The sequence below is a fragment of the Kaistella sp. CFF1-2 genome, assembly GCF_059509915.1.
Map to the genome: position 1 here is coordinate 722,640 of NZ_JCAKLF010000001.1, position 26,227 is coordinate 748,866.

General features: G+C 36.8%; 18 protein-coding genes. 9 read left to right on the forward strand and 9 right to left on the reverse strand.

The annotated features are described in order from the left end of the window. Positions 1–21 precede the first annotated feature (21 nt). From AC5XHR_RS03335 to AC5XHR_RS03350, 4 genes are all read left to right on the forward strand, one after another. Entirely contained in the window at positions 22–1,131 is a 1,110-nt protein-coding gene (locus AC5XHR_RS03335; protein ID WP_495949359.1) for a carboxylate-amine ligase, read from the forward strand. A 49-nt stretch (positions 1,132–1,180) separates the two neighbouring features. Next, positions 1,181–2,014: a type 1 glutamine amidotransferase gene (locus AC5XHR_RS03340; protein ID WP_495949360.1), complete on the forward strand. Its 834-nt coding sequence runs from the start codon at positions 1,181–1,183 to the stop codon at positions 2,012–2,014. 55 nt (positions 2,015–2,069) lie between these two features. Beyond that, positions 2,070–3,254, forward strand: coding sequence for a hypothetical protein (locus AC5XHR_RS03345; protein ID WP_495949361.1), 1,185 nt, complete (start codon positions 2,070–2,072; stop codon positions 3,252–3,254). An 82-nt stretch (positions 3,255–3,336) separates the two neighbouring features. After that, positions 3,337–5,592, forward strand: coding sequence for an FUSC family protein (locus AC5XHR_RS03350; protein WP_495949362.1), 2,256 nt, complete (start codon positions 3,337–3,339; stop codon positions 5,590–5,592). Here AC5XHR_RS03350 and AC5XHR_RS03355 read toward each other — a convergent pair. Next, positions 5,576–6,187, reverse strand: a complete 612-nt coding sequence (locus AC5XHR_RS03355; protein ID WP_495949363.1) for a 4'-phosphopantetheinyl transferase family protein — start codon at positions 6,185–6,187, stop codon at positions 5,576–5,578. The two genes, AC5XHR_RS03350 and AC5XHR_RS03355, sit on opposite strands and share 17 nt — an antisense overlap. Positions 6,188–6,354: 167 nt before the next feature. Between AC5XHR_RS03355 and AC5XHR_RS03360 the strand changes: the two genes are divergently transcribed. The 5 genes from AC5XHR_RS03360 (at position 6,355) to ahcY (ending at position 14,081) form a co-directional block, all read left to right on the forward strand. Continuing rightward, positions 6,355–6,738, forward strand: a complete 384-nt coding sequence (locus AC5XHR_RS03360) for a hypothetical protein (protein ID WP_495949364.1) — start codon at positions 6,355–6,357, stop codon at positions 6,736–6,738. A gap of 132 nt (positions 6,739–6,870) precedes the next feature. After that, complete coding sequence (locus AC5XHR_RS03365; RefSeq protein ID WP_495949365.1) at positions 6,871–7,953, forward strand: efflux RND transporter periplasmic adaptor subunit; 1,083 nt, start codon at positions 6,871–6,873, stop codon at positions 7,951–7,953. Positions 7,954–7,975: 22 nt separating this feature from the next. Then, entirely contained in the window at positions 7,976–11,170 is a 3,195-nt protein-coding gene (locus tag AC5XHR_RS03370; RefSeq protein ID WP_495949366.1) for an efflux RND transporter permease subunit, read from the forward strand. Continuing rightward, a complete protein-coding gene (locus tag AC5XHR_RS03375) occupies positions 11,145–12,596 on the forward strand; it encodes a TolC family protein (RefSeq protein WP_495949367.1) in 1,452 nt (483 codons plus the stop codon). Before AC5XHR_RS03370 ends, AC5XHR_RS03375 begins: the two co-directional genes overlap by 26 nt. A gap of 171 nt (positions 12,597–12,767) precedes the next feature. Then, positions 12,768–14,081, forward strand: coding sequence for an adenosylhomocysteinase (gene ahcY / locus AC5XHR_RS03380; protein WP_495949368.1), 1,314 nt, complete (start codon positions 12,768–12,770; stop codon positions 14,079–14,081). Between the two features lie 54 nt (positions 14,082–14,135). Here the strand turns inward: ahcY and AC5XHR_RS03385 are convergent, their stop codons facing one another. From AC5XHR_RS03385 to AC5XHR_RS03420, 8 genes are all read right to left on the reverse strand, one after another. Then, a complete protein-coding gene (locus tag AC5XHR_RS03385; RefSeq protein WP_495949369.1) occupies positions 14,136–14,669 on the reverse strand; it encodes a hypothetical protein in 534 nt (177 codons plus the stop codon). Continuing rightward, positions 14,669–17,092: a hypothetical protein gene (locus AC5XHR_RS03390; RefSeq protein WP_495949370.1), complete on the reverse strand. Its 2,424-nt coding sequence runs from the start codon at positions 17,090–17,092 to the stop codon at positions 14,669–14,671. The genes AC5XHR_RS03385 and AC5XHR_RS03390 overlap by 1 nt, the downstream gene beginning before the upstream one ends. Positions 17,093–17,247: 155 nt before the next feature. Next, positions 17,248–19,053, reverse strand: coding sequence for a cytochrome-c peroxidase (locus AC5XHR_RS03395; RefSeq protein WP_495949371.1), 1,806 nt, complete (start codon positions 19,051–19,053; stop codon positions 17,248–17,250). Positions 19,054–19,119: 66 nt separating this feature from the next. After that, positions 19,120–20,595 (reverse strand): PhoX family protein, encoded by a 1,476-nt coding sequence (locus AC5XHR_RS03400; protein ID WP_495949372.1) that lies wholly within the window; start codon positions 20,593–20,595, stop codon positions 19,120–19,122. A 213-nt stretch (positions 20,596–20,808) separates the two neighbouring features. Continuing rightward, entirely contained in the window at positions 20,809–21,549 is a 741-nt protein-coding gene (locus AC5XHR_RS03405) for a hypothetical protein (protein ID WP_495949373.1), read from the reverse strand. Between the two features lie 118 nt (positions 21,550–21,667). Next, complete coding sequence (gene alaS, locus AC5XHR_RS03410) at positions 21,668–24,271, reverse strand: alanine--tRNA ligase (protein ID WP_495949374.1); 2,604 nt, start codon at positions 24,269–24,271, stop codon at positions 21,668–21,670. A 178-nt stretch (positions 24,272–24,449) separates the two neighbouring features. Continuing rightward, positions 24,450–25,298: an ABC transporter permease gene (locus AC5XHR_RS03415; RefSeq protein ID WP_495949375.1), complete on the reverse strand. Its 849-nt coding sequence runs from the start codon at positions 25,296–25,298 to the stop codon at positions 24,450–24,452. Next, on the reverse strand, positions 25,298–26,194 hold the full coding sequence (locus tag AC5XHR_RS03420; RefSeq protein ID WP_495949376.1) for an ABC transporter ATP-binding protein: 897 nt from the start codon (positions 26,192–26,194) through the stop codon (positions 25,298–25,300). Before AC5XHR_RS03420 ends, AC5XHR_RS03415 begins: the two co-directional genes overlap by 1 nt. Positions 26,195–26,227: the final 33 nt, after the last annotated feature.

Consider the following 26,227-nt stretch of genomic DNA (forward strand, 5'->3'; position numbering starts at 1 on the left):
GTCTAAAAACACAATGAAGTTATGTCGCACACATTTACCATAGGGGTCGAAGAAGAATATCAAATCATTGATGCCGAATCACGTGATTTGATTTCCCATGTATCCAAGATAATCGAAGGAGGAAAGGCTACCTTGAGCGAACATTTGAAACATGAAATGCACGAATCCGTTGTTGAGATGGAAACCGGCATTTGCAACAATATTAAAGAAGCACGAGAAGAACTCTACTCGCTTCGTAAACGATTGATTACCATTGCCCATGAACAAAATTTGCGTGTTTCTGGAGGTGGTACGCATCCGTTTTCGCGTTGGCAAGACAACACCATCACCAAAGATGTCCGTTATGACAAAATCGTAGGTGACATGGGTGATGTGGCTCGTGAAAACCTTATTTTTGGATTGCATGTTCATATTGGAATTCCAAATCGGGAAGAAGGTGTACGTATCCAAAATGTAATGCGTTATTTCCTTCCGCACGTGTATGCACTTTCTACGAATTCACCGTTTTGGGTAGGAAGACAAACCGGCTTCAAATCCTATCGTCAAGAAGTTTTTGCAAAATTTCCAAGAACGGGAATTCCAAGTTACTTCTCGAGCGTGGCGGAATTTGATTCGTATGTTGATTTGATGATTAAAACAGGAACTATCGATAACGCTAAGAAAATTTGGTGGGATCTGCGAGTTCACCCATTTTACCCAACCATCGAATTCCGAATTTGTGATATGCCCATGCGTGTTGAAGAAACCGTATGTTTAGCGGCAATTATGCAAGCTTTAACAGCCAAAATTTACAAATTGCATCAGCAAAACTTAAGTTTCCGCAGTTATCGCAGATTGTTGATTACCGAAAACAAATGGCGCGCTTCAAAAGACGGAATTCATTCTCAGTTAATTGATTTTGGAAAAGAAGCAAGCGTTCCGTATGCAGAACTTTTAGAGGAATTATTAGCCTTTATTGATGATGTTGTTGATGAATTAAACTGCCGCAACGAAGTTGAATACGCATGGGAAATCCTAAAAAGAGGAACTGGTGCAGATCGACAATTGGAAGTTTTTGAGCGAACAGGAAACTTAAAAGATGTTGTTGATTACATGATTTCGGAAACCGAATACGGAATTACCGAAAACTAAAAACGCATAAAATTGAAATTTTGTAATTTTGCAAATTAAACCATTCTCAATGAGCACAATAAAACTTGCCTTGCTGGACATGAACAACAACCATCCCAACCAAGGTATGCGTAATATCAAAGAAATTTCTGAGGCTTTTCGACTTCAATTTGAATCGCAAGTGGAGGTTTCGTATTTTGATGTTCGCTATAAAAATGAAGTGCCGGATTATCAAGATTTCGATATTTTCATTTCTTCCGGTGGACCAGGAAACCCACATCGTGAAGGGTATGAATGGGAACAGAAATTTGCAGATTTCCTAGACCAAGTTTGGGAACACAACATTCATAACGAGCAAAAAAAATATTTGTTTTTAATCTGTCACTCATTCCAATTGGCGAGTATTCACTGGAAATTAGGAAATGTTTGCAAGCGAAAATCGTATTCATTTGGCGTGATGCCTATTCACAAAACCAAGGAGGGCGAGCAAGATTTCTTGTTAAAAAACCTACCGGAACCTTTCTACGCAGTAGATTCACGTTCGTTTCAGTTAATTGAACCTAATTTGGATTTATTTGCTGAAAAAGGAATGAAAATAGTTGCCAAAGAAAAAGTTCGTCCGCACATTCATTTAGAAAGAGCGGTGATGGCGATTCGTTTTTCGGAAGAAATTTTCGGAACGCAATTTCATCCTGAGGCTGATCCTGAAGGGATGATGGAAAACTTGAAAGACGAAACCAATAAAGAAGCCATGATTAAAAATTTTGGCGAGGAAAAATATTTGGAAACGGTAGATAGAATGGATGATCCCGATAAAATCGTTCTCACCCAAGCCCAAATTCTTCCAAGGTTTCTAAGGCACGCCGCCAAACAAATTTTAAAAGAAGAATTAAGCGTATGCTAACATAGAAATCGGGTTTTAACAGCCCGATTTTTTACACCAAACACCACAAAAACGTATGATCAAAAAAATTCGAGACCAATTCAATTCCGAGTTTTCAAATGAAAAATACCAAGAACTTTTAGAAAATTTAAAAGCAAAGACGGGTTTTCCACCTTTGTTTCGCGTTTCTGAAAGTCCAATTTTTCTTACGAATGAATTTCGAAATAAACTTCTTGGCGCCTCAGAAAGTATTTTAAATCAAATTCAAAACATTTCTGATGAAGAGTTGAAGAAAGCCGTTCCAGAAAATTATTTGGTTCCCAACGACACCAAAAAGACGCACTTTTTCACAATTGATTTTGGAATTTGCGAAAATGAAAACGGTGAAATCGAACCGCAATTAATCGAATTACAAGCATTTCCAACTTTATACGCGTTTCAACGAGAATTAAAAAATGCGTTTTGTGAAGTTTATCCTTTTTTAGGCGAGTTCAGACGTAAAATATCGGACGATGCTTACTATGAAAAGCTAAAACAAGTACTTGTCAGTGATGAAGATCCTAAACATGTCGTTTTATTGGAAATTTATCCTGAAAAGCAAAAAACAAATATCGATTTCTACTTAACTGAAAAACATTTAGGCATTAAAACCGTTTGTTTAACGAAGGTTCAGAAAGAAGGAAATCAACTTTTTTACGATAATAACGGTGAAAAAACGCAAATCAAACGAATTTACAACCGCGTTATTTTTGATGAACTCGACCGAATTCCCGATTTGAAAACCGCTTTTGATTTCCGTGAAGATTTGGATGTTACTTGGGTAACGCACCCGAACTGGTTTTTCAAAATTTCAAAATTCTTGTTGCCGAAACTTCAACACGATTTCGTACCGAAAAGCTATTTCTTAAATGAATTTCCAAAAGATGAAAACGTGGAAAATTTTGTTTTGAAACCACTTTTTTCCTTTGCAGGAAGCGGCGTGAATTTGCATCCAACTTGGGAACAAATCAATTCCATTCAAGATCAAGAAAATTTTATCATGCAACGAAAAGTTCAGTACGCTCCTATTTTTGAAGATCCCAACGGAGAGTTTTCCAAAGCTGAAATTCGACTGCTTTACATTTGGCCCGAAAATGAAGAACAACCAACCTTAATGGAATATCTTGTTCGAATGACCAAAGCCGAAATGGTAAATGTGGATTTCAATAAAAAAGACGCCATTTGGATTGGTGGAACGACCGCCTTTTTCACTGAATATTAACAAATAGTAAAGCTGAATTATTCAGCTTTTTTTTATGCTTTTTTAGCCTTCAAATTCTCGAATTTAGCCCTACATTTGTTGTATGAATTACAAAGCCGAATTGCAAAGATTCGTTACCAGTCAGTACATCTATTCGGGTGTGCGAATCACGTTGGCTTGTGTGGTTCCGGCGATCATTCTAGCGCATTTCGGGATTTTAAAAGAGTATTTTCTATTCCCATTAGCAACCAGTTTTGTTGGTTTAACAGACCAACCCGGACCTTTTATCCGAAGACGAAACGCCTTAATTTTAGCCATTATTTCGTTCGTCATTGTTGCCTTTATTTCGATTTTAATTAAACATTACGAACCGCTCGTTTTTGTATTAATCGCCGTTTTCGGAATGCTTTTCACCATGATTGGCGTCTATGGACAACGACTCGCTGCCGTGGGCTCCTTATCACTCGTCGTTATGGCGATTTTCTTGGATCACAGCATGGCAAACGGTCCCATCTTAAAAAGTATGGGCATCTTTTTGGCGGGATGTATTTGGTTTTTCCTTGTTTTTCTACTTGTTTCGAGAATTCAGCCCTATAAATTAGCTTTTCAAATGGTTGGTGAAAACTATTTGGAACTCGCCGAATTTCTTCGAATTAGAGCACGTTATTATCAAGAAAAGCCAGAGTTTGACAAGCTTTTCCCGCAAATTATAGCGAAGCAAATTGATATAAAAAATCAGCAAGAAGCAACACGCGAAATTGTTTTCAAAACACGAACCATTGTAAACGAATCCACCACAACAAGTCGTTTGCTGATGATGATGTTTCTAAATTCCTTAGAACTTCATGAAAAATTAATGACCTCCGATAGCGATTATGAGAAGATTAATCGTCGTTTCGGAAAGTTTAAAATTCTACCAAAAATTCATGATTATCTGATTCTTTTATCGGAAGAAATAACCAATATTGGGATTGCGATGCAAAGTGGAGCCAAGGCGAAACCCATCAACAATATTAAAAAAGAACATCAAAATCTTTACGAATACTATTTCAATTTCAGAAATCAGAATCTAACTCCAGAAAATTTAGAAGACTTTATGATTCTACGTTTGATTTTGATTCGAGTGAATGAAATTACGGATGAAATCAACAGTATTTACAAAGTTTTTGATCAAGACATTTCATTGGCGAAAAGTTTATCTTCTGGTTTAGATTATCAAAAATTTGTTCCGTATCAGGAAAAAATCAACTTAAAAGTTCTCAAAAATAACCTTTCAATCAAGTCCGAACATTTCCGACATGCGATTCGGATTACATTAGCATTGTTAATTGGATACGGCTTTTCGTACGCGACATTTCTGGGATTAGGACATACCTATTGGATATTAATTACCATAACCGCAATTTTAAAACCGTCCTACTCCACAACCAAAACGCGAAACTTATGGCGTTTGGGTGGAACCGTTGCTGGCGGTGTTTTCGCTTACGTTTTACTCATGTTCGTTGACGACAGCAGAATATTGCTCACCATTCTGTTTTCGAGTATGATTTTGTGTTTCACGTTTTTGCGTGGAAAATACCTTATCGCTGTGTTTTTCATGACTATTTATGTATTTCTGACTTTCAACTTCATGCATCCAGGAAACGTGAATATCATCTTCCGAGATCGCTTGGTAGACACCTTCATTGCGGGAATTATTGCCTTTATCGTTTCGTATTTGGTATTACCGGTTTGGCAGCATTCTCAAAATATTGATTTGATGAAAGAGTCGGCAAATTCCAATATAAAATACTTTGAATCGGTGATGCAATATCTTGGAACAACGGAGTTTAAAGAGCAAAATTATCGTCTTGCTCGTAAAGATGCCATGATTTCGTTAGCGAATTTAAGTGATAATTTTCAACGGATGATTTCGGATCCTAAAACGCAGCAAATCCGTATTGAAACCGTGCATCAGTTTGTAACAACATCGCATTTGATTACGGCGTATATTGCTTCGCTTTCACAATATGCGAAATACGAAAAAGACTATCCAAATATTGATATTGAAGGTTGGCATACGAAGATTTTGGCAGAACTTCAACGAACGGAACATATTTTGAATCAGCAAAAAATTGATCCTACACTACAAGAAGAAAGTAAGATTATTCCTGAAGATTTTGTGAGTGAACTTTTAGAAAATCGTAAAAAAGAACTTCAAGAAGAAGAACAAGAATTTTTTGATCGTCGCGACATGCATAAAATCTCCTACGTTGCTGAAATTAAAAACATCAAAGAAATTCTTTCATTGCTTTTCAATACGGCAAAAGAACAACGTCGATTGGTTCAGAATTACTACAAAACTAATCCACAATCGTAAAAACGTAGTCTTCGAAAAACTCAACACGTGCGTAGAAATCGTCCGAGCCATTTTCATCATAAACACGGCATTGAACGCTGTGTAAATGCTCCATATTAAACGGTAAAACTTCGTAATGTTTTTTCAACGACCAATGTTTGGAGTGATGAATTTTGTACAAACTTTCCTTTACAGACCAGATAATCGTTAAATATTCCATTTCCAAATCGGCTGGAATAAATTCGCGCTCTTCAGGATACACAAACTTATCTTTTAACCTAGTCATTTTTGGATTAAACTTCTCCAAGTCTATTCCTACGGGCCATTTCGAAAAAGCAATCGCTGCAAAAGGATATGAATTGGTTATAGAAATTTCGTAATCTCTTGGCGATAAAAACGGCTGTCGATCCTCATACAAAATCTTATGATCGGGTAATTCATCTTTTAAAATTTGTCTAACCATCAAGGTTTCCAGCAATTTTTTCGGATGATATTCTTCAATTCGGGATTTGTTTTCAGGTTCAATTAATTTTTCAGTGTCAAAAAAATCCGTTTCATCGTATTTCCACAAATGAATTTTGGCTTTAATGTTTGAAAAATCTTGAAATAAAGGCATTTTTTGTTTGCTATTTGAAACCTCTAAAGTAGCCAAAAAGCGTGAAATTCTAAAATAATTGCAGAGGATTCCGATTGCTTTGTCTGAAAACTCAAGATGTTTTCTTAGTTAAAGTTTGTTAATGTACATCGAGAAATCAAATCAAGATTTAAATTTGCATCATCAAAATGAAAAATTTCCTGACATATTTGCTCACCGCCCTACTCTTGGTTTTTGTTGTAGGAAGCAAAGTTTACACTCCTGCTCAGGAAAATTTAACGACGATTTCTGCACCTCATCAACTTCCAAAAAAAGTTAACCACCTCAACAAAACGATGGTGAAAACGGATCATCAACAAAATGATGCACCCAATTTTTTTGTAGAATCTGAGGATGTTGATTTTTCGGCTGCTGATCAGCTTGCCAACCTTAGTTTTGCTATTGGAATTGTTTCTGGACTTTTTCTTCTCATTCAATTTTTTGAAAAAAAGAGAACTCTAGCATTTCAATCAGCACCGAGAGGAATCCCTCATGTTAAGCGATTTATTTTAATCCGCTCTATTAGAATTTAGACCGTCTTTGTTTTTACCAAACATGCTATTATTTCTGTTAATAGCCTCTTTTGCGATGTTTTTCATTGAAAAAATCAGCAAAGGAAACTCATTCAAAAAAACGTTTAAGATTAAGTAAATTCTAAGAGAACTATGAAAAAAGCAATTGCTTTTGGTGCGTTATGCACGCTACTTTTTGCACAATCATGCAAAAACAAAGACGAAAAAAAAGAAGACGAAGTCACGTATCAAGTTACCAATCCGTTACAAAAAGACACGGTCGTAACTAAAGAATATGTAGCCCAAATTCAATCGGTAAAAAATATTGAAATTCGTGCTCAAGAAAAAGGATTTTTACAATCCATTTACATTGACGAAGGTCAAAGTGTAGGCGCTGGACAACCGTTGTTCAAAATTATGCCGCAAATCTACCAAGCCGAAGTTATGAAAACTAAAGCCGAAGTAGAACAAGCGCGAATCGAATTGCAAAATGCGTCTACTTTAGCTGGAAACAATATCGTTTCGCCCAACGAAAGAGCCATGGCTAAAGCCAAATTAGATGGTTCAAGAGCGGAAATGCAACTTGCGCAAACTCATTTAGCTTTCACCAATATTCGCGCTCCTTTTTCTGGATTAATCAATAGAATTCCACTAAAAATCGGAAGTTTAGTTGATGAAGGCGCTTTATTAACAACGCTTTCGGATAACTCCAATGTCTATGCCTATTTCAACATGTCGGAACCTGAATATTTGAATTATCAAACGCATGCTGCGGAACGCGGAAGTCAAGAAGTTAAGCTTCTGATGGCCAATGGCGATGCTTTCCCCGAAAAAGGCTATGTACAGACGATTGAAGGAGAATTTGATAACGAAACGGGAAATATTGCATTCAGAGCCAAATTTGCTAACCCAAATCGTTTACTACGAAATGGCGAAACAGGAAAAATTCAAATGAGCATTCCTGTAAACAAAGCTTTGATTATTCCGCAAAAAGCGACCTATGAAATTCAAGATCAAGTTTACGTTTTTGTGGTAGATAAAAATGGCGTGGCGAAATCTAGAAATATCAAGGTAGCATACGAACTTCCCGATATTTATATAGTCGCTTCAGGTTTGAATCCCGAAGACAAAATCTTGGTTGATGGCGTACAAAAAGTGAAAGACGATCAAAAAATCAAGATGCAATACCAAAATCCACAAAAGGTGTTGCAAAACTTGACTTTAAAAGCAGAATAATTCCTTTTTAAAAATCAAAAGTATGTTTAGAAGATTTATTCGCAGACCCGTTCTGTCGATCGTTATATCGTTGATTATTATTTTTTTAGGAATTTTATCACTCATTAAACTTCCTGTTACTCAGTTTCCATCGATCTCGCCACCCAAAGTAAATATCACCGCCGAATATCCCGGCGCCAATAATGAATTGCTCGTTAAATCGGTTGTTATTCCGCTAGAAAGAGCTATTAATGGTGTTCCTGGAATGAAATATATGGCTTCCGATGCCGGAAATGATGGCGAAGCCTCCATCCAAGTCGTTTTTGATTTGGGGACGGATCCCAATGTTGCTGCAGTGAATGTTCAAAATCACATTTCATCTGCCATAAACAAACTACCACCTTTGGTCGTTCGTGAAGGAGTGAAAATTACGCGTGAGGAACCGAACATGTTAATGTACATCAACTTGTACAGTGATGATCATAAAGCCAATCAAAAATTCCTTTTCAACTATGCAGACATCAATATTTTGTCTGAGTTGAAACGTATAAAAGGCGTTGGTGAAGCGGACATTTTAGGAACTCGTGAATATGCGATGCGTATTTGGTTAAAACCAGACCGTCTTACCGCTTACAATATTTCTGCGGATGAAGTCATGGAAGCTTTGAATGCCCAAAGCATCGAAGCTTCGCCCGGAAAAACCGGTGAAAGTTCGGGTAAAAAATCGCAATCATTTGAGTATATTTTGAAATATCCTGGTCGTTACAACAATGAAAAAGACTACGGAAATATCATTTTAAGATCAACATCTAATGGTGAATTTATTCGTTTGAAAGACGTTGCTGATGTCGAATTTGGAAGCTCTATGTACGACATCTACTCAACTTTAAATGGAAAACCTTCAGCCGCAATTACCATCAAACAATCCTATGGATCGAATGCAAGTGATGTTATTAAAAATGTGAAAACCTTGATGCAAGATTTGGAGAAAGTAAATTTCCCAAAAGGCATGCATTATGAAATTTCATACGACGTTTCTCGATTCTTGGATGCGTCAATGGAAAAGGTAGTTCACACCTTGTTTGAAGCCTTTATTTTAGTAGGAATCGTCGTTTTCCTTTTCCTTGGAGACTGGCGTTCAACATTAATTCCGACCATTGCCGTTCCTGTTTCATTGATTGGAACTTTTGCGATCATGTCTGCATTTGGAATAACGCTGAATATGATTTCGCTTTTTGCCCTTGTGATGGCGATTGGTGTTGTGGTGGATGATGCGATTGTCGTCATCGAGGCTGTTCATGCCAAGATGGAAGAAAAACATCTTTCGCCGTTAAAAGCAACCGAAGAAGCAATGCATGAAATCAGCGGAGCGATCATTGCCATCACGTTGGTTATGGCTTCGGTTTTCATTCCGGTTGCGTTTATGAGCGGACCCGTTGGGATTTTCTATCGTCAGTTTTCAATTACGATGGTTTCATCCATCATGTTATCGGGTGTTGTCGCGTTAACATTGACACCAGCGTTATGTGCTTTGATTTTGAAAAACAATCACGGAAAAGAAAGAAAAAGAACTCCAATCAATCGATTTTTGGATCACTTCAACAATAATTTCAATAAAGGAGCAGGAAAATATCGAAACTTATTGAACAAATCGGTTACTAAAAAAGCATTTACACTTCCTATCTTATTGATTTTCTGTGTCATGGCCTTCTTTTTAAGTAATAAACTTCCGTCAGGATTTATTCCAGCAGAAGATCAAGGGATGATTTATGCTATTATTCAAACGCCGCCAGGATCAACGTTAGAGCGTACCAACAAAATTGCTATGGAGCTTCAAAAAGCATCTGAAGACATTGATGGAGTTTCTTCGGTTTCCTCTTTGGCTGGGTATGAAATTCTTACCGAAGGAACGGGTTCTAACTCTGGAACGTGTTTGATTAATTTAAAATCTTGGGACGATCGTAAGGAATCTGCCGCCGAAGTCATTGAACAGTTAGAAGAAAAAGCGAAAAATATTACAGGAGCCAATATTGAATTCTTCCAACCGCCTTCTATTCCTGGTTATGGTGCTGCGGGAGGTTTTGAATTGAGATTACTCGACAAAGCAGGAAGTGGCGATTACAAAAAAATGGAAACGGTTGCGAATGACTTTGTGAAAGAATTGAAAAAACGTCCAGAATTAGGTTCTGCATTTACGTTTTATTCAGCCAGTTTCCCGCAATACATGCTGAAAATTGACAATGATCTTGCAGAGCAAAAAGGAGTTTCTATTGAAAAAGCGATGGATAATCTTTCAACTTTAATTGGTTCGAATTACGAAACGAGTTTTATCCGATTTGATAGACCGTATAAAGTTGTTGTACAAGCTGGGCCACAATACAGAGCTTTGCCTTCTGACATTTTGAAGCTTTATGTGAAAAATGATCAGGATCAAATGGTTCCCTATTCCGATTTCATGCATTTGGAAAAAGTGTACGGTTTGTCCGAAATCACGCGTCACAACATGTATAATGCAGCCGAAGTTAGTGGAACGCCTGCACCTGGCTATAGTTCTGGACAAGCAATTGCTGCCATTCAAGAAGTTGCTGATAAAACCCTTCCGCGCGGATTTGGAATTGACTGGGCGGGAATTTCCAAAGATGAAGTTTCTCGAGGAAATGAAGCGTTATACATTTTCTTAGTGTGTTTAGGCTTTGTCTATCTCATTCTTTCCGCACAATACGAAAGTTTTATTTTGCCTTTGCCTGTTATCCTTTCCCTTCCTATCGGGATTGCAGGAGCATTTATCGCATTGCAAGCTTTTGGCTTGGAGAATAATATTTATGCGCAAGTTGCGATGGTGATGCTCATTGGTTTGCTCGGTAAAAACGCCGTGTTGATTGTTGAATTTGCCGTCCAGCGGAAGGCTGAAGGAATTAGCGTCCGTGATGCTGCTATAGAAGGAGCCTACGCACGTTTCCGACCAATATTGATGACTTCTTTTGCGTTTATCGCAGGGCTTTTACCACTTGTTTTTGCATCAGGTCCTGGAGCTATTGGAAACCGAACTATTGGTACTGCATCGGCTGGGGGAATGTTGATAGGAACTATTTTCGGACTATTAGTCATTCCGGGATTATATTTCCTATTTGGAACCCTTGCCGCAAAAAGCAAACTATCGCATTATGAAGAAGAAAATCCATTAACTGAACAAACAGAACCTTACCAACACGATGGAAAATTTGAAGATTACCACTAAAAATATCATTTGCCTAGCCACTTTAGCTTTAGTGGTTAGCTGCAAAGCACCGATGGCAACCGTAATTCAAGATCAAGTGAAAACGGATTTGCCAGCACAATTTGAAAAAGAAGCCAATACTGAAAATACCCAAAATAGTGGTATTACGCCTTGGCGACAGTTTTTTACCGATTCTGATTTAACCAATCTTATAGAAATCGCTTTAAAAAACAATCAAGAATTACTGATTACGCTGCAAAAAATTGAAATTGCAAAAAGTGGTGTTCTTTATACCAATGGAAATCTAAAGCCGAGCGTTTCCGCAGGAATTGGAGCGGGTGTTGAAAAAGTTGGACGATATACAAGCGCTGGAGCCGGCGATGCGACAACCGAAATAAAACCTGGAAAAGAAATGCCCGATCCGCTTGGAAATTTCGAAGCTGGAATTTCTACGGACTGGGAGGTGGATATTTGGCATAAACTGAGAACCGAAAAAGAATCAGCGGTGGCGCATTATCTTTCCACTGTTGAAGGGAAAAATTTTGTTCTTTCTTCCTTAATTTCAGAGGTTGCGGAAAACTATTACGAACTTTTAGCTTTGGATAATCAATTGGATATTGTTGATCAGTACATCGATTTGCAGAAAAAAGCGTTAGAGGTTTCAAAAATCCAAAAGCAAGCGATGGCTGCTACAGAATTGGCTGTGAAGAAATTTGAAGCCGAATTATCTAAAGCGCAAGCCATGGAGTTTGACATTAAGCAACAAATCACCGAAAAAGAAAATCAAATCAATACTTTGCTTGGAAGATATCCGCAACCAATTGTTCGAAACAAATCGGCGTTTATGTCTATTGTTCCACAAACGGTTTATACAGGTATTCCTTCGGAACTATTGACCAACCGACCTGATATCAAAGAAGCTGAACTAGAATTAAAAGCTGCACAACTCGATGTTCAAGCAGCGAGAAAAGAATTTTATCCTTCATTGAGTATTTCAGCAACCTTAGGTTTGGAAGCCTTCAAACCAACCTATCTTTTAAAAATGCCCGAATCATTAGCCTATGGTTTGGCAGCGGATTTGGCAGGACCATTGATTAACAAAACGGCGATACAAGCTAATTTTCACACGGCGGATGCTAAACAAATTCAAGCGTTATATGAATACGACAAAACGATCCTGAATGCGTATATGGAAGTAACAAACCAAATGTCGAAAATCAAAAACATCGATCAATACTATCAATTCAAAGCTAAGGAAGCTAAATCTTTGGACGAATCGATCGGAATTGCCAATCAACTTTTTAGAAATTCTAGAGCCGATTATTTGGAAGTTTTGATGAATCAGCGTGACGCTTTGGATGCGAAAATGGAATTGGTAGAAGCCAAAGAAAAACAATTAAGTACCGTGGTTACTATTTATAAAAGCCTCGGTGGCGGATGGAAATAACACTTTTTTAATACACTTACTCTTAAACGACATCCTTTGGATGGGAAGGCACGAAACGTTTGAACAACAGACTCTTATAGTCTTAGCGAAAAGCGTTTCGCCTTTTTTTTATATGTGGGTAATAAATTGTATTTTTGCATCGAAAATTAATTCAAAAACAAAACTGTATTTATGGATACAACAACACAATATGTTCCTTACAAGGTTAAGGATATTTCTCTAGCAGAATGGGGAAGAAAAGAAATTACGTTAGCAGAAGCTGAAATGCCAGGTTTAATGGCGATTCGTGAAGAATACGGACCATCTCAACCATTGAAAGGCGCTAGAATTGCAGGATGTCTTCACATGACGATTCAAACTGCGGTTTTAATCGAAACTTTGGTAGCTCTTGGTGCAGAAGTTACTTGGTCTTCTTGTAATATCTTCTCAACTCAGGATCACGCTGCTGCTGCGATTGCTGCTGCTGGAATTCCAGTTTACGCTTGGAAAGGTCTTAACGAAGAGGAATTCGATTGGTGTATTGAGCAAACTTTGTTCTTCGGTGAAGATAGAAAACCATTAAACATGATTTTGGATGATGGTGGAGATTTAACAAACATGGTTTTTGATAAATATCCAGAATTCACGAAAGATATCAAAGGACTTTCTGAAGAAACAACAACAGGCGTTCACAGATTGTACGAAAGAATGAAAAACGGAACTTTGGTAATGCCTGCAATCAACGTAAACGATTCGGTTACTAAGTCTAAATTCGATAACAAATACGGTTGTAAAGAATCTGCTGTTGATGCGGTAAGAAGAGCAACTGACGTTATGTTAGCTGGTAAAAGAGTGGTAGTTTGTGGTTACGGAGACGTTGGTAAAGGTACTGCAGCATCTTTCAGAGGAGCTGGTTCTATCGTTACGGTTACAGAAATCGATCCAATTTGTGCGCTTCAAGCCGCAATGGACGGGTACGAAGTAAAAAGATTAGATACAGTTGTTGATAATGCAGATATCGTAATTACGACGACTGGTAACTTCAACATCGTAAGACCTGAGCATTTCAAGAAAATGAAGGATAAAACAATCGTTTGTAACATTGGACACTTTGATAACGAAATCGATATGGCTTGGTTAAACGAAAACTACGGTTCAACTAAAACAGAAGTTAAGCCTCAAGTTGATATTTACAACGTTGATGGTAAAGAAATCATCATCTTGGCTGAAGGTCGTTTAGTAAACCTTGGTTGCGCGACTGGTCACCCATCTTTTGTAATGTCGAACTCGTTCTCAAACCAAACGTTGGCTCAGATCGAATTATGGACAAACTCTGCTGCTTACGGAAATGAAGTGTATATGTTACCTAAACATTTGGATGAAAAAGTAGCGGCTTTACACCTTAAAAAATTAAGCGTTGAATTGGAAACTCTTTCTCCTGCACAAGCTGATTACATCGGAGTTGCTGTTGAAGGACCTTTCAAACCTGAATATTACAGATACTAAAACTTCTTAGTTCTTAAAAATAGAAACGCTTCTCTTGGAGAAGCGTTTTTTGTTTTATTCTTTAGTTGATTCTTCAACTGGTTTTTCATAAAGTTCAAGAACCTCATCTTTTCCAGGATGCTGCCATTCCCAATCAGCAAAAATGCCTAAATAATTCATCATTTTTTCTGAAAATTTGGGATATCCCGGAACGGTATCGAGAATATCTAATTTCCTATCTTTTGTTTCGATTCTAACTTTCAAAAAAGATTCGCCTTTGGATTTAGCATATTTGTAAATGCTAATTTTCTCAACATCGTCCCAATCGACTTTTGCCGTATTTTGAATAGAAAAACCTGATTCATCAAACACAAAATCACCATCGTCTTCTAAAGAGGCTTCAAATTCATCATAATCGGCATTAGAATAGGTCTTTTTCTTCGACTCCAAATTTTGATACCAATTCAAACCAACAAAAACAGCAATTGCAAAAGCCACAAAAACAACAAAGATATATTTGCGTTCACCTTGATCAACATACCACCGAATACTTGCATAAACCAATAGAAGCGACGCTACAAAGTAGAGTAACCGATTATGCAAAACCATTAAAACCCTAAGAATTTAAATTTAAACTGAATGGCAAAATTATCTTTGAAAATTTGCGTGTGGTAATACCCAACTCGGTAGAAAAACCCAAGATTAAATTGCGAACTCAAGAAATTATTCCACTCTAAGCCAACTTCTTGGTAGAAATGATTCAACTTATCATATTTAAACTGATGATCCGCCATATCATCCATATTTCCGATAATTCCTCGATAAACGACATCAAAACTAGAGGTGTTTTTTCCGAAACTTTTGAAATACCACGGAATTCGATGCGTTAAATAAAATCCCGCAAATCGATCGTTATAGTATTTTCCAGCTTCCATCGTAGCAAAACCTAAATAGGAGGTCAAGTTGAAATTAAATGAATTTTCTTTTCCAGAACCCAAACCATTTTGCTGAAAGTGATGCCAAATCGGAGCATTTCCAGACATCAAACCTGCATAAGCGCGAACTCCAGTTACACCACCACCCCATTTTAGCTGATGGGCTAATAAAACATCAAAACGATCATACTCCAAATCACCACCAAAAGCTTTCATTCCTTTTTCGTAATTGAAGAAAACTTCAGGAAAATTTTGCTCAAATGTATATTTTCCAGAAGGCGTCATGATATTTTTCGATCCAGGCGAATACTTCAGTGATATTTTCGTACTGAAATTATCAAAACGATCACCTAAACCTCTAAAATTATAATCAAACAAGGATCTTTCCTGATCTTTTTTGGCAGCAACTTGCACCGTTAATGAGTTAGCAATATCTGCTTCGTAAGAAAGTTTAAATCCTCTGTAACCGTAAAAAACGTCGTTTTTCATATCTACTCCAGAATTCATCAGCTTCATACGGAAGTTCCACATATTTTCACTGAATTTCCCTGAAGCCACGACATCATTGTAGTATTCAAATCGGAAAAAAGAAGTTTTTCTTGTCGTCGTGCGAACATCCAAACCTACTCCATACTTGAACCCTTCATCTTTAAAGCCATAGCCCACATACGCATCTGGCGAAATATATTTATGGAAACGCTCATTCATTTTTGCGCCAACGCCGACTCTAAAACCTTCGTACAAATTGTATTTTAGAAACTGTGACGCATCAAAATCAACATTTCCAACTCGAACTTTTCCTTTTACTAAAGCCGAAAGCACACTTGCTTTTTGATCGACTTTATATTTTTTCCCTAAACTATCAATCTGTTTATAGGTATCTGCTTCGCGTTCCGAAAGCGGATTGATACGGTATTGATCTAAAGTTTTCCCATCTGTATTCTGAACTTCCATCGTGTAGCCTTTGAAATCTTTGGCTTTCACATCGGCTGGAACTTTAAAATCAAAGAAATCTGAAGTTAAAAAAACATACATCCCAAACTGCTTTTTTAAACCTGCGGAATCCGCTTTCTTCGCACCAAAATTGACATTTCCGGCTTTCAGCTTAAAATTTTCTTTCACCAAAAACCATTTGTTATCAATCGGTTTCCAAATACTCGTAATGGTCCCTTCATTGGCTTTTTTCGAGCTACTTTCAAGCTTTTTCACCGCATAAGTATCTTTGTCTATGTACAAATAACCATTAAATTTTCTTCGATTAATAGCCTGTTTGTAATCTACTTGACGAAAACGAATTACGTAATTCATTCGACCATCTATTTCAATGGAATCAGAAAGGAAAAAACGATACAGATTCCGGTTTTCTTTAGCGACCTCCCGTGGAACTTTTGTTCGGTTCGAACGCAAAGTGAACATTTCATAAATCGGCTCTTTCAATCCTGAAATTCGATTGTCTAAAATGTTTATTTTCTCACCATATTTTTTAGAATACAAATATTCTTGTGCTTTTTCCCAAAGAAACATTTTGGATTTCCCCATCATTTTGCTCACTCCATTCCACTCCAACGAATCTTTTTTCTGCTCTTCTGTTTGTTCTTTTTTCGGAAGTTTAGAAAGCAAATCCAATCGTTTTTCTAGAAAATCATTATACGCTCTAATGCTGTCTTCATCGAAATCATAGGAAATTTTCTCGTATGATTTGAAGGAATACGAATCCAATCTTTTTGGTGAATTATTTTCGTAATTCGCATTTACTTTATCCAGAATTTTCAGGGCTTCGGGATCACTTTTATCGTTTAATACAACCGTTTCTATCGTTCTCGTTTCGCCATCAACTTCACTTAAAGTAGCTTCCATACGCTTATCAACCAAAACATCTTCCGAGTAATATCCCGGCATAGAAACTTCAATCATTTTACATTTAGTCCGAAAATCCAATTGCCCCAACGAATTGGTTTTTCCAATAGGAACTTTATTGCATGAAACCGTCGCATTTGCAATTGGCTTGCGCTTCCCTGCCTCAAAAACCGTGATTTTATTCTGGGAAAAAATGGAGATAAAGACGAAAAATAAAACGAGTGACGCGTATTTTTTCATAAGCAAAATTAGTGTTTAAAAATAAGTAGCTTTTCCAGCTGGAAAGTTACATTTTTAAAGAATGGTTTTATATTTCAATCACACTAAAAAATAAAATTCGCACCAAGAAACTTTTATTTCTTCATGCGAATTGATTTTATAGGCAAGCCCATTTCTTATTTATCATCCAAAGTCTTCATAAAATCAATGATTTGATCGATTTCTTTATCGGTCAAATTCAGTTGATCTTCGGGCAAAGTTTGATTATCCGCTTTTAAACCTAAGCCTTTTCCACCACCTTTATTGTAGAAATCCATCACTTGTTTTAAGGTTTGATAACCACCGTTATGCATATACGGTCCTGTTTTATTGATGTTTCGAATGGTTGGGGTTTTAAAAGAATGTTGCAATTCCTGCACTGTTGCATGGAATTTTCCTCGACCTAAATCAGAATCCAAATTTTGATTCTTCGCATTTTCGGCGGTTCCTAACACTTCTTGTTCGGTTTTTACGTAATTCGGCGGAACGGTTCCATTGAACAACGGAAAGAAGTGACAAGTCGTACATTTTGCTTTCCCAACAAACAAATTAAAACCTTGTTTTTGATTCGCCGTAATGGCGTTTTTATTTCCGCGCATGAAAGCGTCGAAATTAGAATTAAACGTCGGCAAAGATCGAATATAACTCGCCAAAGCATTCTGAAGTTGCCACGTTTCTACTTTGTTAGTCTGATAGATTTTTTTGAAAACGTTCGCATATTCAGGGTGCGCATTAATTTTGGTAATAATTGTTTCCAAATCGCCGTGCATTTCTTCTTTATTCGTGATGACATCGGAACTTTGACCTTCCAAATCAGCTTGTCGCATATCCCAAAATTGCGCCTGTTGCAAGCCTGAATAATTCAGCGAAGGTGTATTTCTGGAAAGCGGTGCTCCCATGAGTGAAAGTGACTTTTCCATGCCATCTGTAAACGCTTTTCCGGCAACGTGACATGTTGAACAACTTCGATCACTGTTTTTAGAAAGTAAATTATCGCTAAACAATTTCTTTCCTAAATCCGCTTTTTCAGTGGACATTTCAAACTTTTTCCCAGGTACAAATGCATTGGGATTAAAAGCGTCCTTTGAGAAAAAATTGGCTGCGTTTTTATTGATAACAGAAGTAACTTCAATATCCTGAATGTCTTCAATTTTCTTAAACTCCAAAACTTCGGATGCTAAAGGATTTAAGATATCAGCTATAAAATCAGCATAATTAAACGTGTCTTTGTTGGGATTCTTTTGAAGTTCAGCTTTGGCTTTATCAATTAATCCTGAAATATTCTGAAAAGCTTTGTTGTTTTTCTCGTACGAAATATGGTTCAGAAAATACTTCAAACTTTCCAATGTATACGGCATTTCTTGAAGATGCTTTCCTGAAATTGGCGTATCAAAACCAGCAATTCCTAAACTTGTAATTCGGAAAACCTCTTGTCGAAGCGCATCAAAAACTTGGTTCCGATTGACTGAAATGGTTTCAAAATTTGTTTTTATAGCTCCTGATTTATTAATTAACTTTTTGAGCGTTCGGATAACTTCTTCTTTATTTTCGGGAGAATATGGGTAAATAAGTTCTTCTAAAACTTGCAACCCTTCAGGTTCGAGAACGGTGTGTTCTTCAAACTCAATTTCGGGAAGCGCGGGACCATTAATAAATCGAGCCGAATTGGGAAGGAAATACTCAATCGCCCATTCCATTTTTTTATAGCTTAATCGAAGTTGATCAAAACGAGCTTGAATGGTTTGTTCATCCTTATTTTCTTCTACTAAATGAATGAGTTCACTTGTTTGCGTATTAAAGGTTTGGTTGATTTTTAAAATCTCGGTTTTTATTGTTCCTAAATCTTCGCTAATTGGTTTCTGACCTTGGTCTTTACACTGAATAATAGAACCAAAAATCGAAATTAAAACGAGAAAATATATAGTTTTGAAAAGGTTTTTCATACTTGCGAAAAAGTACCAGTAGAAAGAAAATCTACTGATACTTTATAGAAAAAAGTTACTAATTAGTTATCTCTGTACGTTGCGAATCAATACGACTTGTCCACCTTCTTTATTGGTATTCACACCTGCTCCATCTGCATTTTTGAACGCATCTTTTTGCCAAGTATGTGAGTGAACGTTTACTGCAAATGTGTTAGGAACGCCGATGATATCCGACACATCAACCATGGCTCCAAACTCCCAAGAACCAAATTTTTGTAAGTTTCCAGACTGGTTGTAAGCCGTTTGCCAAGCTGCATCTGTTCTGTTATGCTTCATGTTCAACCAAGGTTTGTACTCTTTCGTTGAAATATTAAATTGCCAGATGTATGAATCGTGCTTCGCAGCCGTATAATATGAATCTCCATCCTCTTGAATGTAAACGTAGTTTTCCGTTACACAAAGGTTATCTGGGTTGATGATGTTGTTTCCTGGATTTGAATCTCCTTCTGCAACCAATTCCAATTTCCCGGTAAGCATGTTGTTTTCGTTTAAAACCAATTTGTAAACTCTACCCCACATCGTGAATCCTGGTTTTGGAGTAACTCCATCACTGGATTCTCCCGTTGCTGTAAAGTAAATTTCTCTTCCTTTATTGGCTCCTTTTCTGTAATCTACATCTTCAACTCTTGAAAAACGAATCGCATTATTGTCGATATTTTTCTGGTTGATTTCTGCCCCTGTTAGTTTTTTCGCATTTGGAATTTCAAAAAACTCAACATCATACGAACTTCCTTTCGTAATATTGGTTTCTGTATAATCGTTGTTTTTTCTTTTTAAAGCGTATAATTTTCCATTATCCAAATCTCCTTGCTTGTCTGCAACGTACATTACCAATTGACCAGCCGACTGATGTGTAGACGAATACGATTGATCTTCACCGATTAAAATATACATTTTCCCACCTGAAACATCCTTAGGAAGCGGAACCGCATTTTCCATAGAAGCTTTTCCTAAAGCAGGTTTTACTCGTGATTGATCCGAAGCTTGAGAAGCTGGCGCCAACGGATTAATGGCATGAACCATACTTTCCGCACCCGATTCACCCGCTGTTAAAAACGCGCTGAACCCGTGTGTTTCTGGCGTTGCTAATGTTGCCGAACACAAACGCGTCATCCCACCAATTCCATTTAAAATATACTCGCCTTTGATTGGTCTAAAGGTTTTATCTAAATATACTCTTGAAACCGATTGCGTGATTTCGTGATTCGTAATCATTAAATAGCCGTCTGATGCAGGATCTTTCATAATTCCCATTCCGTCTGGCTGTCCTGCAAACACGAAGTTTGGTGATTGCGGAAGCGCATCCGAACTCGAAATAAGCGTATTAATTTCTAAATTTTCAAAACCCGGCATTCCAAAAACGAAAGCCGGTTCTTTAGAAAAATTTTCAATTTTAATTTCTGGATTTACAGGTTTGTTTTCTGAACCCGACTCGTCATTACAGCTTTGAAATGTTAAAGCTAAAAACGCAAAAGCTGCAATACTGTGATGTAATTTCATATTTGATTTCATTTTTACTAGAGCAAAACTATGCCTTGAATATGAACTGTGTTTTAAGAAACCGACACCATATTTTTAAGTTTTCTACTGAGAATCGTTTAAATATGAATACAATATCAATAATTAGAATTGGTCTTGATAATCTAAAATCGCTAGTAAATGAAACAAAAAAACGTCCCATAAATGGGACGTTTTATAAGTTGTATAACTAAATTATTTAAAATCTTTAGGATGCATTTCTATTTCCTGAAGCAGCTTTCCAGCATTATCTCGGTATTGATATTTCAAAGATTTGATGTCAAAATACAATAACTCATTTAAGACTTTTTTCAATTGCTGGTCTTTGCTCATATCCGATTTGATAATATTCTTCGACTCGTTGCGCTTGACGATATCTTTCAATTTGTTCGGGACTACGGCAGTATAAACAACATCGCTATTTTTTCCTAGCGAAATCATCGTGATTTTCACTCCCGAAACAGAATCCGTTATTGGAAGATTTCCGTTGTAGACTTCCAACATTTTTTGAAGTTCGTTATGTTTTGGATTGATGATTTCTCCAGGTTTCAAACCATTCATATTGGATTTGTTCATCAATTCCTCAGCAACGATTTTCCCATTTTGATCTTGAACTAAAATTCGGAAATTAATACCTTCATTAAACAATTTCTTGTTTTCAGGATTACTCCAAATCATTTTCCCGACCATCCCAATCAAAGCGGATTTGATGACTGTAATTTCACTCAATCGTTCATCGACATCATACGAAAAAAGCAAGCTGATTTCTTGGTCGCCCGTACGTTCGGACTTCATCAATTTCAATCCATTTGCTTGATAGGATTTTGATTCGGCTTGAATGTTCTTCAAAACCTTATTCACATTGGTTTCTTCCTCTTTTTTGCATGAAACGAGAACTAAGCTTAAACCAAAAAATAAACTAATGAATAAACGCATGACTGAATTTGTTGCGGAAAAAATGAGTTTTAAAAAGGGTTTCGGCGGCTTCGCCGCCGAAAATATACTAGGTTATTTTCTTCGTTTTGAGAAATAGTAAACTATTAAAAAAACTAAACTACAAAGCTAAAGCCTTCTGATAGGCATTTTCAATTCCATCTAGATTTTTTCCACCTGCAGTTGCGAAACCTGGATTTCCTCCACCTCCACCTTGGATTTCTTTTGCTAAATCTTTTACGATTGCACCTGCTTGGTAAGTTGTTTCCAAATCTGCTGAAACACCAACCGTAATCATTGGTTTGTCACCAGCATCAGAAATAATTACAATAACCGATTTCGGCATATCTTTTTTCAATTGGAAAACAATATCCTTCACAGAACCTGCGTCCAAAGACGTTTTCTTCACCAAAAAATTTTTATCCTCTTTGGCTACAAATTCGTTTTTCCAGTTTTGGATTTCGCCTTTTGCTTTTTCTTTTTTCAGACCTTCAATTTCGGCTTTCAATTGCTGATTTTCTTCAACCAATTTCTCAACCGATTTCAAAACATCTTTTGACTTCAACAATTGAGATAATTCTGAAATTTGAGTTTCTAAACCTTTAAAGTAGGCTTCAGATTTATCACCAGAAATCGCTTCAATTCTACGGATTCCCGCGGCTGTTGAACTTTCATTCACCAATTTGAAATGACCAATTTCCGACGTTGATTTCACGTGTGTCCCACCACAAAGTTCTTTGGACGAACCAAACTGAATCATGCGCACATTATCTCCGTATTTTTCTCCAAACAAAGCCATTGCTCCTTTATCCAAAGCTTCCTGAATAGGAATATTTCTGAATTCTTGCAGTGCAATATTTTCTTTGATTTTCTCGTTCACTTTTTCCTCAACCAAAGCCAATTCTTCTTCAGTCATTTTTGAGAAATGAGAAAAATCAAAACGCAAATAATCTGGACCAACATACGAACCTTTTTGCTCAACATGTGTTCCTAAAACATCACGCAACGCTTCGTGCAACAAGTGCGTTACAGAGTGATTTGCTTGGCTATTTTTACGATCCGCCGTATTTACTTTCGCATAAAAAACAGCTCCAGCATCTTTCGGAAGCCCATTAATTAAGGAAATAATCAAGTTGTTCTCTTTTTTTGTTTCTAAAACTTCAAAGCTCTCAACTGCATTTTCAAGAACACCTTTATCGCCAACTTGCCCTCCACCTTCTGGATAGAAAGGCGATTTATCTAAAACGATTTGATAAAACTCACCGTCTTTATTTTCAATTTTACGATAACGGGTAATTAAAACTTCAGCTTCCGTTTGATCGTAACCAACAAATGTTTCCGGCTTTTCTTCTAAAACAACCCAGTCATACACTTTTGCCGCTGAATCTTTTTTAGAACGTTGCTTTTGCTTTTGCATTTCGGCTTCAAAACCAGTTTCGTCAATCGTTAATCCTTTTTCTTCCGCAATAATTCTTGTCAAATCATCTGGGAAACCGTAGGTATCGTACAATTCAAAAACCTCTTCACTAGGAAGAACTTTTTCGTTTTTCGCTTGGGTTTGTTGAATTAGCTTTTCAACACGTACTAAACCATGCTCGATTGTCTTTAAAAAAGAATTTTCTTCTTCTTTGATTACTTCTGTAATCAGCTTTTCTTGTTTTTCTAATTCTGGGAAGAATGCACCCATTTGATTTTTCAAAATGCCAACCAATTCGTACAAAAATGGTTCTTTCATATCCAAGAAACGATACGCATACGAAATCGCTCTTCTCAAAATACGACGAATTACATAACCTGCTCCGTTGTTTGAAGGAAGTTGTCCATCAGCAATTGCGAATGAAACCGCACGAATATGATCCACCACAACTCGGATTGCGATGTCTTTTTCGTCTGTTAAAATTCCTGTATATTTTTTCCCTGAAAGTTCTTCAACCTTAGCAATTAAAGGTGTGAAAACATCGGTATCATAATTCGATTCTTTGTGTTGTAAAGCCATACAAAGACGTTCGAAGCCCATTCCGGTATCGATATGTTTTGCTGGAAGATTTTCTAAACTTCCATCTGCTTTACGGTTGTACTGCATGAAAACGAGATTCCAAATTTCCACCACTTGCGGATGGTCGTTGTTCACCAATTCAAGACCCGAAACTTTTGCTTTTTCTTCTTCGGTACGTAAATCAACATGAATTTCAGAACAGGGTCCACACGGCCCGCTCGCACCCATTTCCCAGAAATTATCTTTCTTGTTTCCGTTGATAATTCGATCTTCCGAAATAAACGCTTTCCAATAATCATACGCATCTTGGTCACGATCCAAATTTTCCGTTGCATCGCCTTCAAAAATCGTTACGTATAGATTTTCTTTTGGAATTTTATACACTTCCGTCAATAATTCCCAAGCCCAAGAAATCGCTTCTTTTTTGAAATAATCCCCAAAAGACCAGTTCCCCAACATTTCGAACATCGTGTGGTGATACGTATCACGACCCACATCGTCCAAATCGTTGTGCTTTCCAGAAACACGAAGACATTTTTGCGTATCGGCAATACGTAACGCTTTAGGTTCTTTATACCCTAAAAAATAATCCTTAAACTGCGTCATCCCAGAATTGGAGAACATCAACGTGGGATCATCTTTCAAAACGATCGGTGCAGAAGGAACGATTAAATGTTCTTTGCTTTTGAAAAAATCTAAAAACTGCTGGCGTATTTCTTGTGAAGTCATATCTTTTTTTTGATTTTAGAGTTTTGAGTTTCAGGTTTAAAGTTTCTTGACTTCAATCTCTACTCGTGGCTCTATTTTACAAGTCGCAAATTTAGTGAAAATTAGCCGTTTTTTCGAAGTGGAATTCAACAAAAAATCCGACTAAAAAATAGTCGGATTATATTTAATCGAATTTGGATTACCAATCGCGTTTTTTCAAGATCCAATACGATCCCAAAATAAACAAAGTACACCATACCAATGTTGCAATTACGCTTTCTGTTGGGTAGTGAAATTTATATTCAAACCCCATCATTTTCGCCATATTTAGACGAATCAAAGGATTCGGAATCAAATTACTCATACTTTCTAAAGGCAAAACTTTAGAAATGAAAAACTGCTCTTGAATTGCTTCCATTTTTTGAGCTGGTTTTAAATTTCTCAAACGCGTAAAACTTTCGATTGCGCCAATAATTCCTTCAGCAATCCAATAAATGAAGAAGAAAAGGAATACGAAAATGGACTTACGAAGTAAAACGGATATGAACATCAAAAAGCTAAAAAACGTAAATAACTTCAAGAAATAATGTGGAATAAAAAAGAGTTCTTTCGTAACCAATTCCGTATCTGTTTTCTCAGAATAGGCGTAACCAATCGCTAACGTAATCCCGAATACCAATAAAGTAGAAATAAAACTAAATGAGAAAATGGTAAAAAGTTTAGATAAAATAAACTCTTTTCGAGAAAGTCCATCAATGACATTTTGCTTAAACATTCGGTTGGTGAATTCCTGACAAATGGAGAAAACAATGATTAATCCTAAGAAAATTTTCAAAATTGCGACAATCCAGGTCGTGAAATTCCAGATTTCAGGGAAGTTATAAATCCCCTGTTCTTTTAGGTTAATCGTAAACGAATCGGTGATCTGAAGATCGACCAAACCGATAAATAATAAAGCAACTAAAACCAAAAAATACAAAGCTGTAAAAATCTGGAAAGGCTTATAGGTAAGATTTTTATAAAATTCTAAAGTAGCTAGACGTTTCATTAATTCTGGTTTTTAACAAGTTGAAGAAATTGAGATTCAAGAGACTGCTTTTTCAGCACAAGTTGCGAAAGGAAAATTCCTTTTTCCGCCAATTTTTTGTTCAAATTAACAGCTGACATTTCGTTTTCTACCGAAACGATAACCAAATCGCCATCCAAACGAATATCCGAAGCGAAATTCAGTTCTTTAATCGCTGCAACAAGTTGATCGGTATTTTCAGCTTTAAGTTCGAAAAAGCCTTTAGAATTGGTCATTTCATCAACTCTACCGCAATAAATTGCGTTTCCTTCTTTCAAAACAACCACGTGAGAACAAATTTTCTCAATCTCGTCTAGCAAGTGGCTCGCAATAATAATCGTAATTCCTTTTTTTGCAATGGCGTTTATCAGTTCACGAATTTGGATAATTCCTTCAGGATCCAAACCGTTGGTTGGTTCATCCAAAATCAATACTTCTGGGCTATTCAACAATGCAGAAGCAATTGCTAAACGTTGTTTCATACCCAAAGAATAGGTTTTGAAAACATCTTTTTTACGTGCCAATAAACCTACTTGATCCAAAACCTCATCAATTCTTGAATACGGTGCACCTTTAATTTCGGCCATGATTTTCAAGTTCTTTTCAGCGCTCAGGTACGGATAAAAATTCGGTTGCTCGATAATCGCTCCGATTTTTTTTAAGGTTTTAGTAGAAGTACCTTCTTCTCCAAACCAGCTCCAATTGCCGCCCGTTGGGTTTATTGTGGTTAAAAGCATCCCAAAGGTTGTGGACTTTCCACTTCCGTTAGGACCCAAAATTCCGTAAACATTCCCACGTTCAACTTCGAACGAAAGATTGTTCACCACCACCCTTTTGAATTTCTTGGTGAGATTTTTTACTGATAATACGTGATCCATTGATTCTGTTTTACATAAAAAGTAGGATTTTTT

Excerpts from the sequence above, each read along its gene's own strand:
- AC5XHR_RS03370 (WP_495949366.1), top strand. The coding sequence starts at position 7,976 with ATGTTTAGAAGATTTATTCGCAGACCCGTTCTGTCGATCGTTATATCG.
- AC5XHR_RS03335 (WP_495949359.1), top strand. The coding sequence starts at position 22 with ATGTCGCACACATTTACCATAGGGGTCGAAGAAGAATATCAAATCATT.
- AC5XHR_RS03355 (WP_495949363.1), bottom strand. The coding sequence starts at position 6,187 with ATGCCTTTATTTCAAGATTTTTCAAACATTAAAGCCAAAATTCATTTG.
- AC5XHR_RS03385 (WP_495949369.1), bottom strand. The coding sequence starts at position 14,669 with ATGGTTTTGCATAATCGGTTACTCTACTTTGTAGCGTCGCTTCTATTG.
- AC5XHR_RS03400 (WP_495949372.1), bottom strand. The coding sequence starts at position 20,595 with ATGAAATTACATCACAGTATTGCAGCTTTTGCGTTTTTAGCTTTAACA.
- AC5XHR_RS03375 (WP_495949367.1), top strand. The coding sequence starts at position 11,145 with ATGGAAAATTTGAAGATTACCACTAAAAATATCATTTGCCTAGCCACT.
- AC5XHR_RS03350 (WP_495949362.1), top strand. The coding sequence starts at position 3,337 with ATGAATTACAAAGCCGAATTGCAAAGATTCGTTACCAGTCAGTACATC.
- AC5XHR_RS03340 (WP_495949360.1), top strand. The coding sequence starts at position 1,181 with ATGAGCACAATAAAACTTGCCTTGCTGGACATGAACAACAACCATCCC.
- AC5XHR_RS03405 (WP_495949373.1), bottom strand. The coding sequence starts at position 21,549 with ATGCGTTTATTCATTAGTTTATTTTTTGGTTTAAGCTTAGTTCTCGTT.
- AC5XHR_RS03420 (WP_495949376.1), bottom strand. The coding sequence starts at position 26,194 with ATGGATCACGTATTATCAGTAAAAAATCTCACCAAGAAATTCAAAAGG.
- alaS (WP_495949374.1), bottom strand. The coding sequence starts at position 24,271 with ATGACTTCACAAGAAATACGCCAGCAGTTTTTAGATTTTTTCAAAAGC.
- AC5XHR_RS03365 (WP_495949365.1), top strand. The coding sequence starts at position 6,871 with ATGAAAAAAGCAATTGCTTTTGGTGCGTTATGCACGCTACTTTTTGCA.
- AC5XHR_RS03360 (WP_495949364.1), top strand. The coding sequence starts at position 6,355 with ATGAAAAATTTCCTGACATATTTGCTCACCGCCCTACTCTTGGTTTTT.
- AC5XHR_RS03345 (WP_495949361.1), top strand. The coding sequence starts at position 2,070 with ATGATCAAAAAAATTCGAGACCAATTCAATTCCGAGTTTTCAAATGAA.
- ahcY (WP_495949368.1), top strand. The coding sequence starts at position 12,768 with ATGGATACAACAACACAATATGTTCCTTACAAGGTTAAGGATATTTCT.
- AC5XHR_RS03415 (WP_495949375.1), bottom strand. The coding sequence starts at position 25,298 with ATGAAACGTCTAGCTACTTTAGAATTTTATAAAAATCTTACCTATAAG.
- AC5XHR_RS03395 (WP_495949371.1), bottom strand. The coding sequence starts at position 19,053 with ATGAAAAACCTTTTCAAAACTATATATTTTCTCGTTTTAATTTCGATT.
- AC5XHR_RS03390 (WP_495949370.1), bottom strand. The coding sequence starts at position 17,092 with ATGAAAAAATACGCGTCACTCGTTTTATTTTTCGTCTTTATCTCCATT.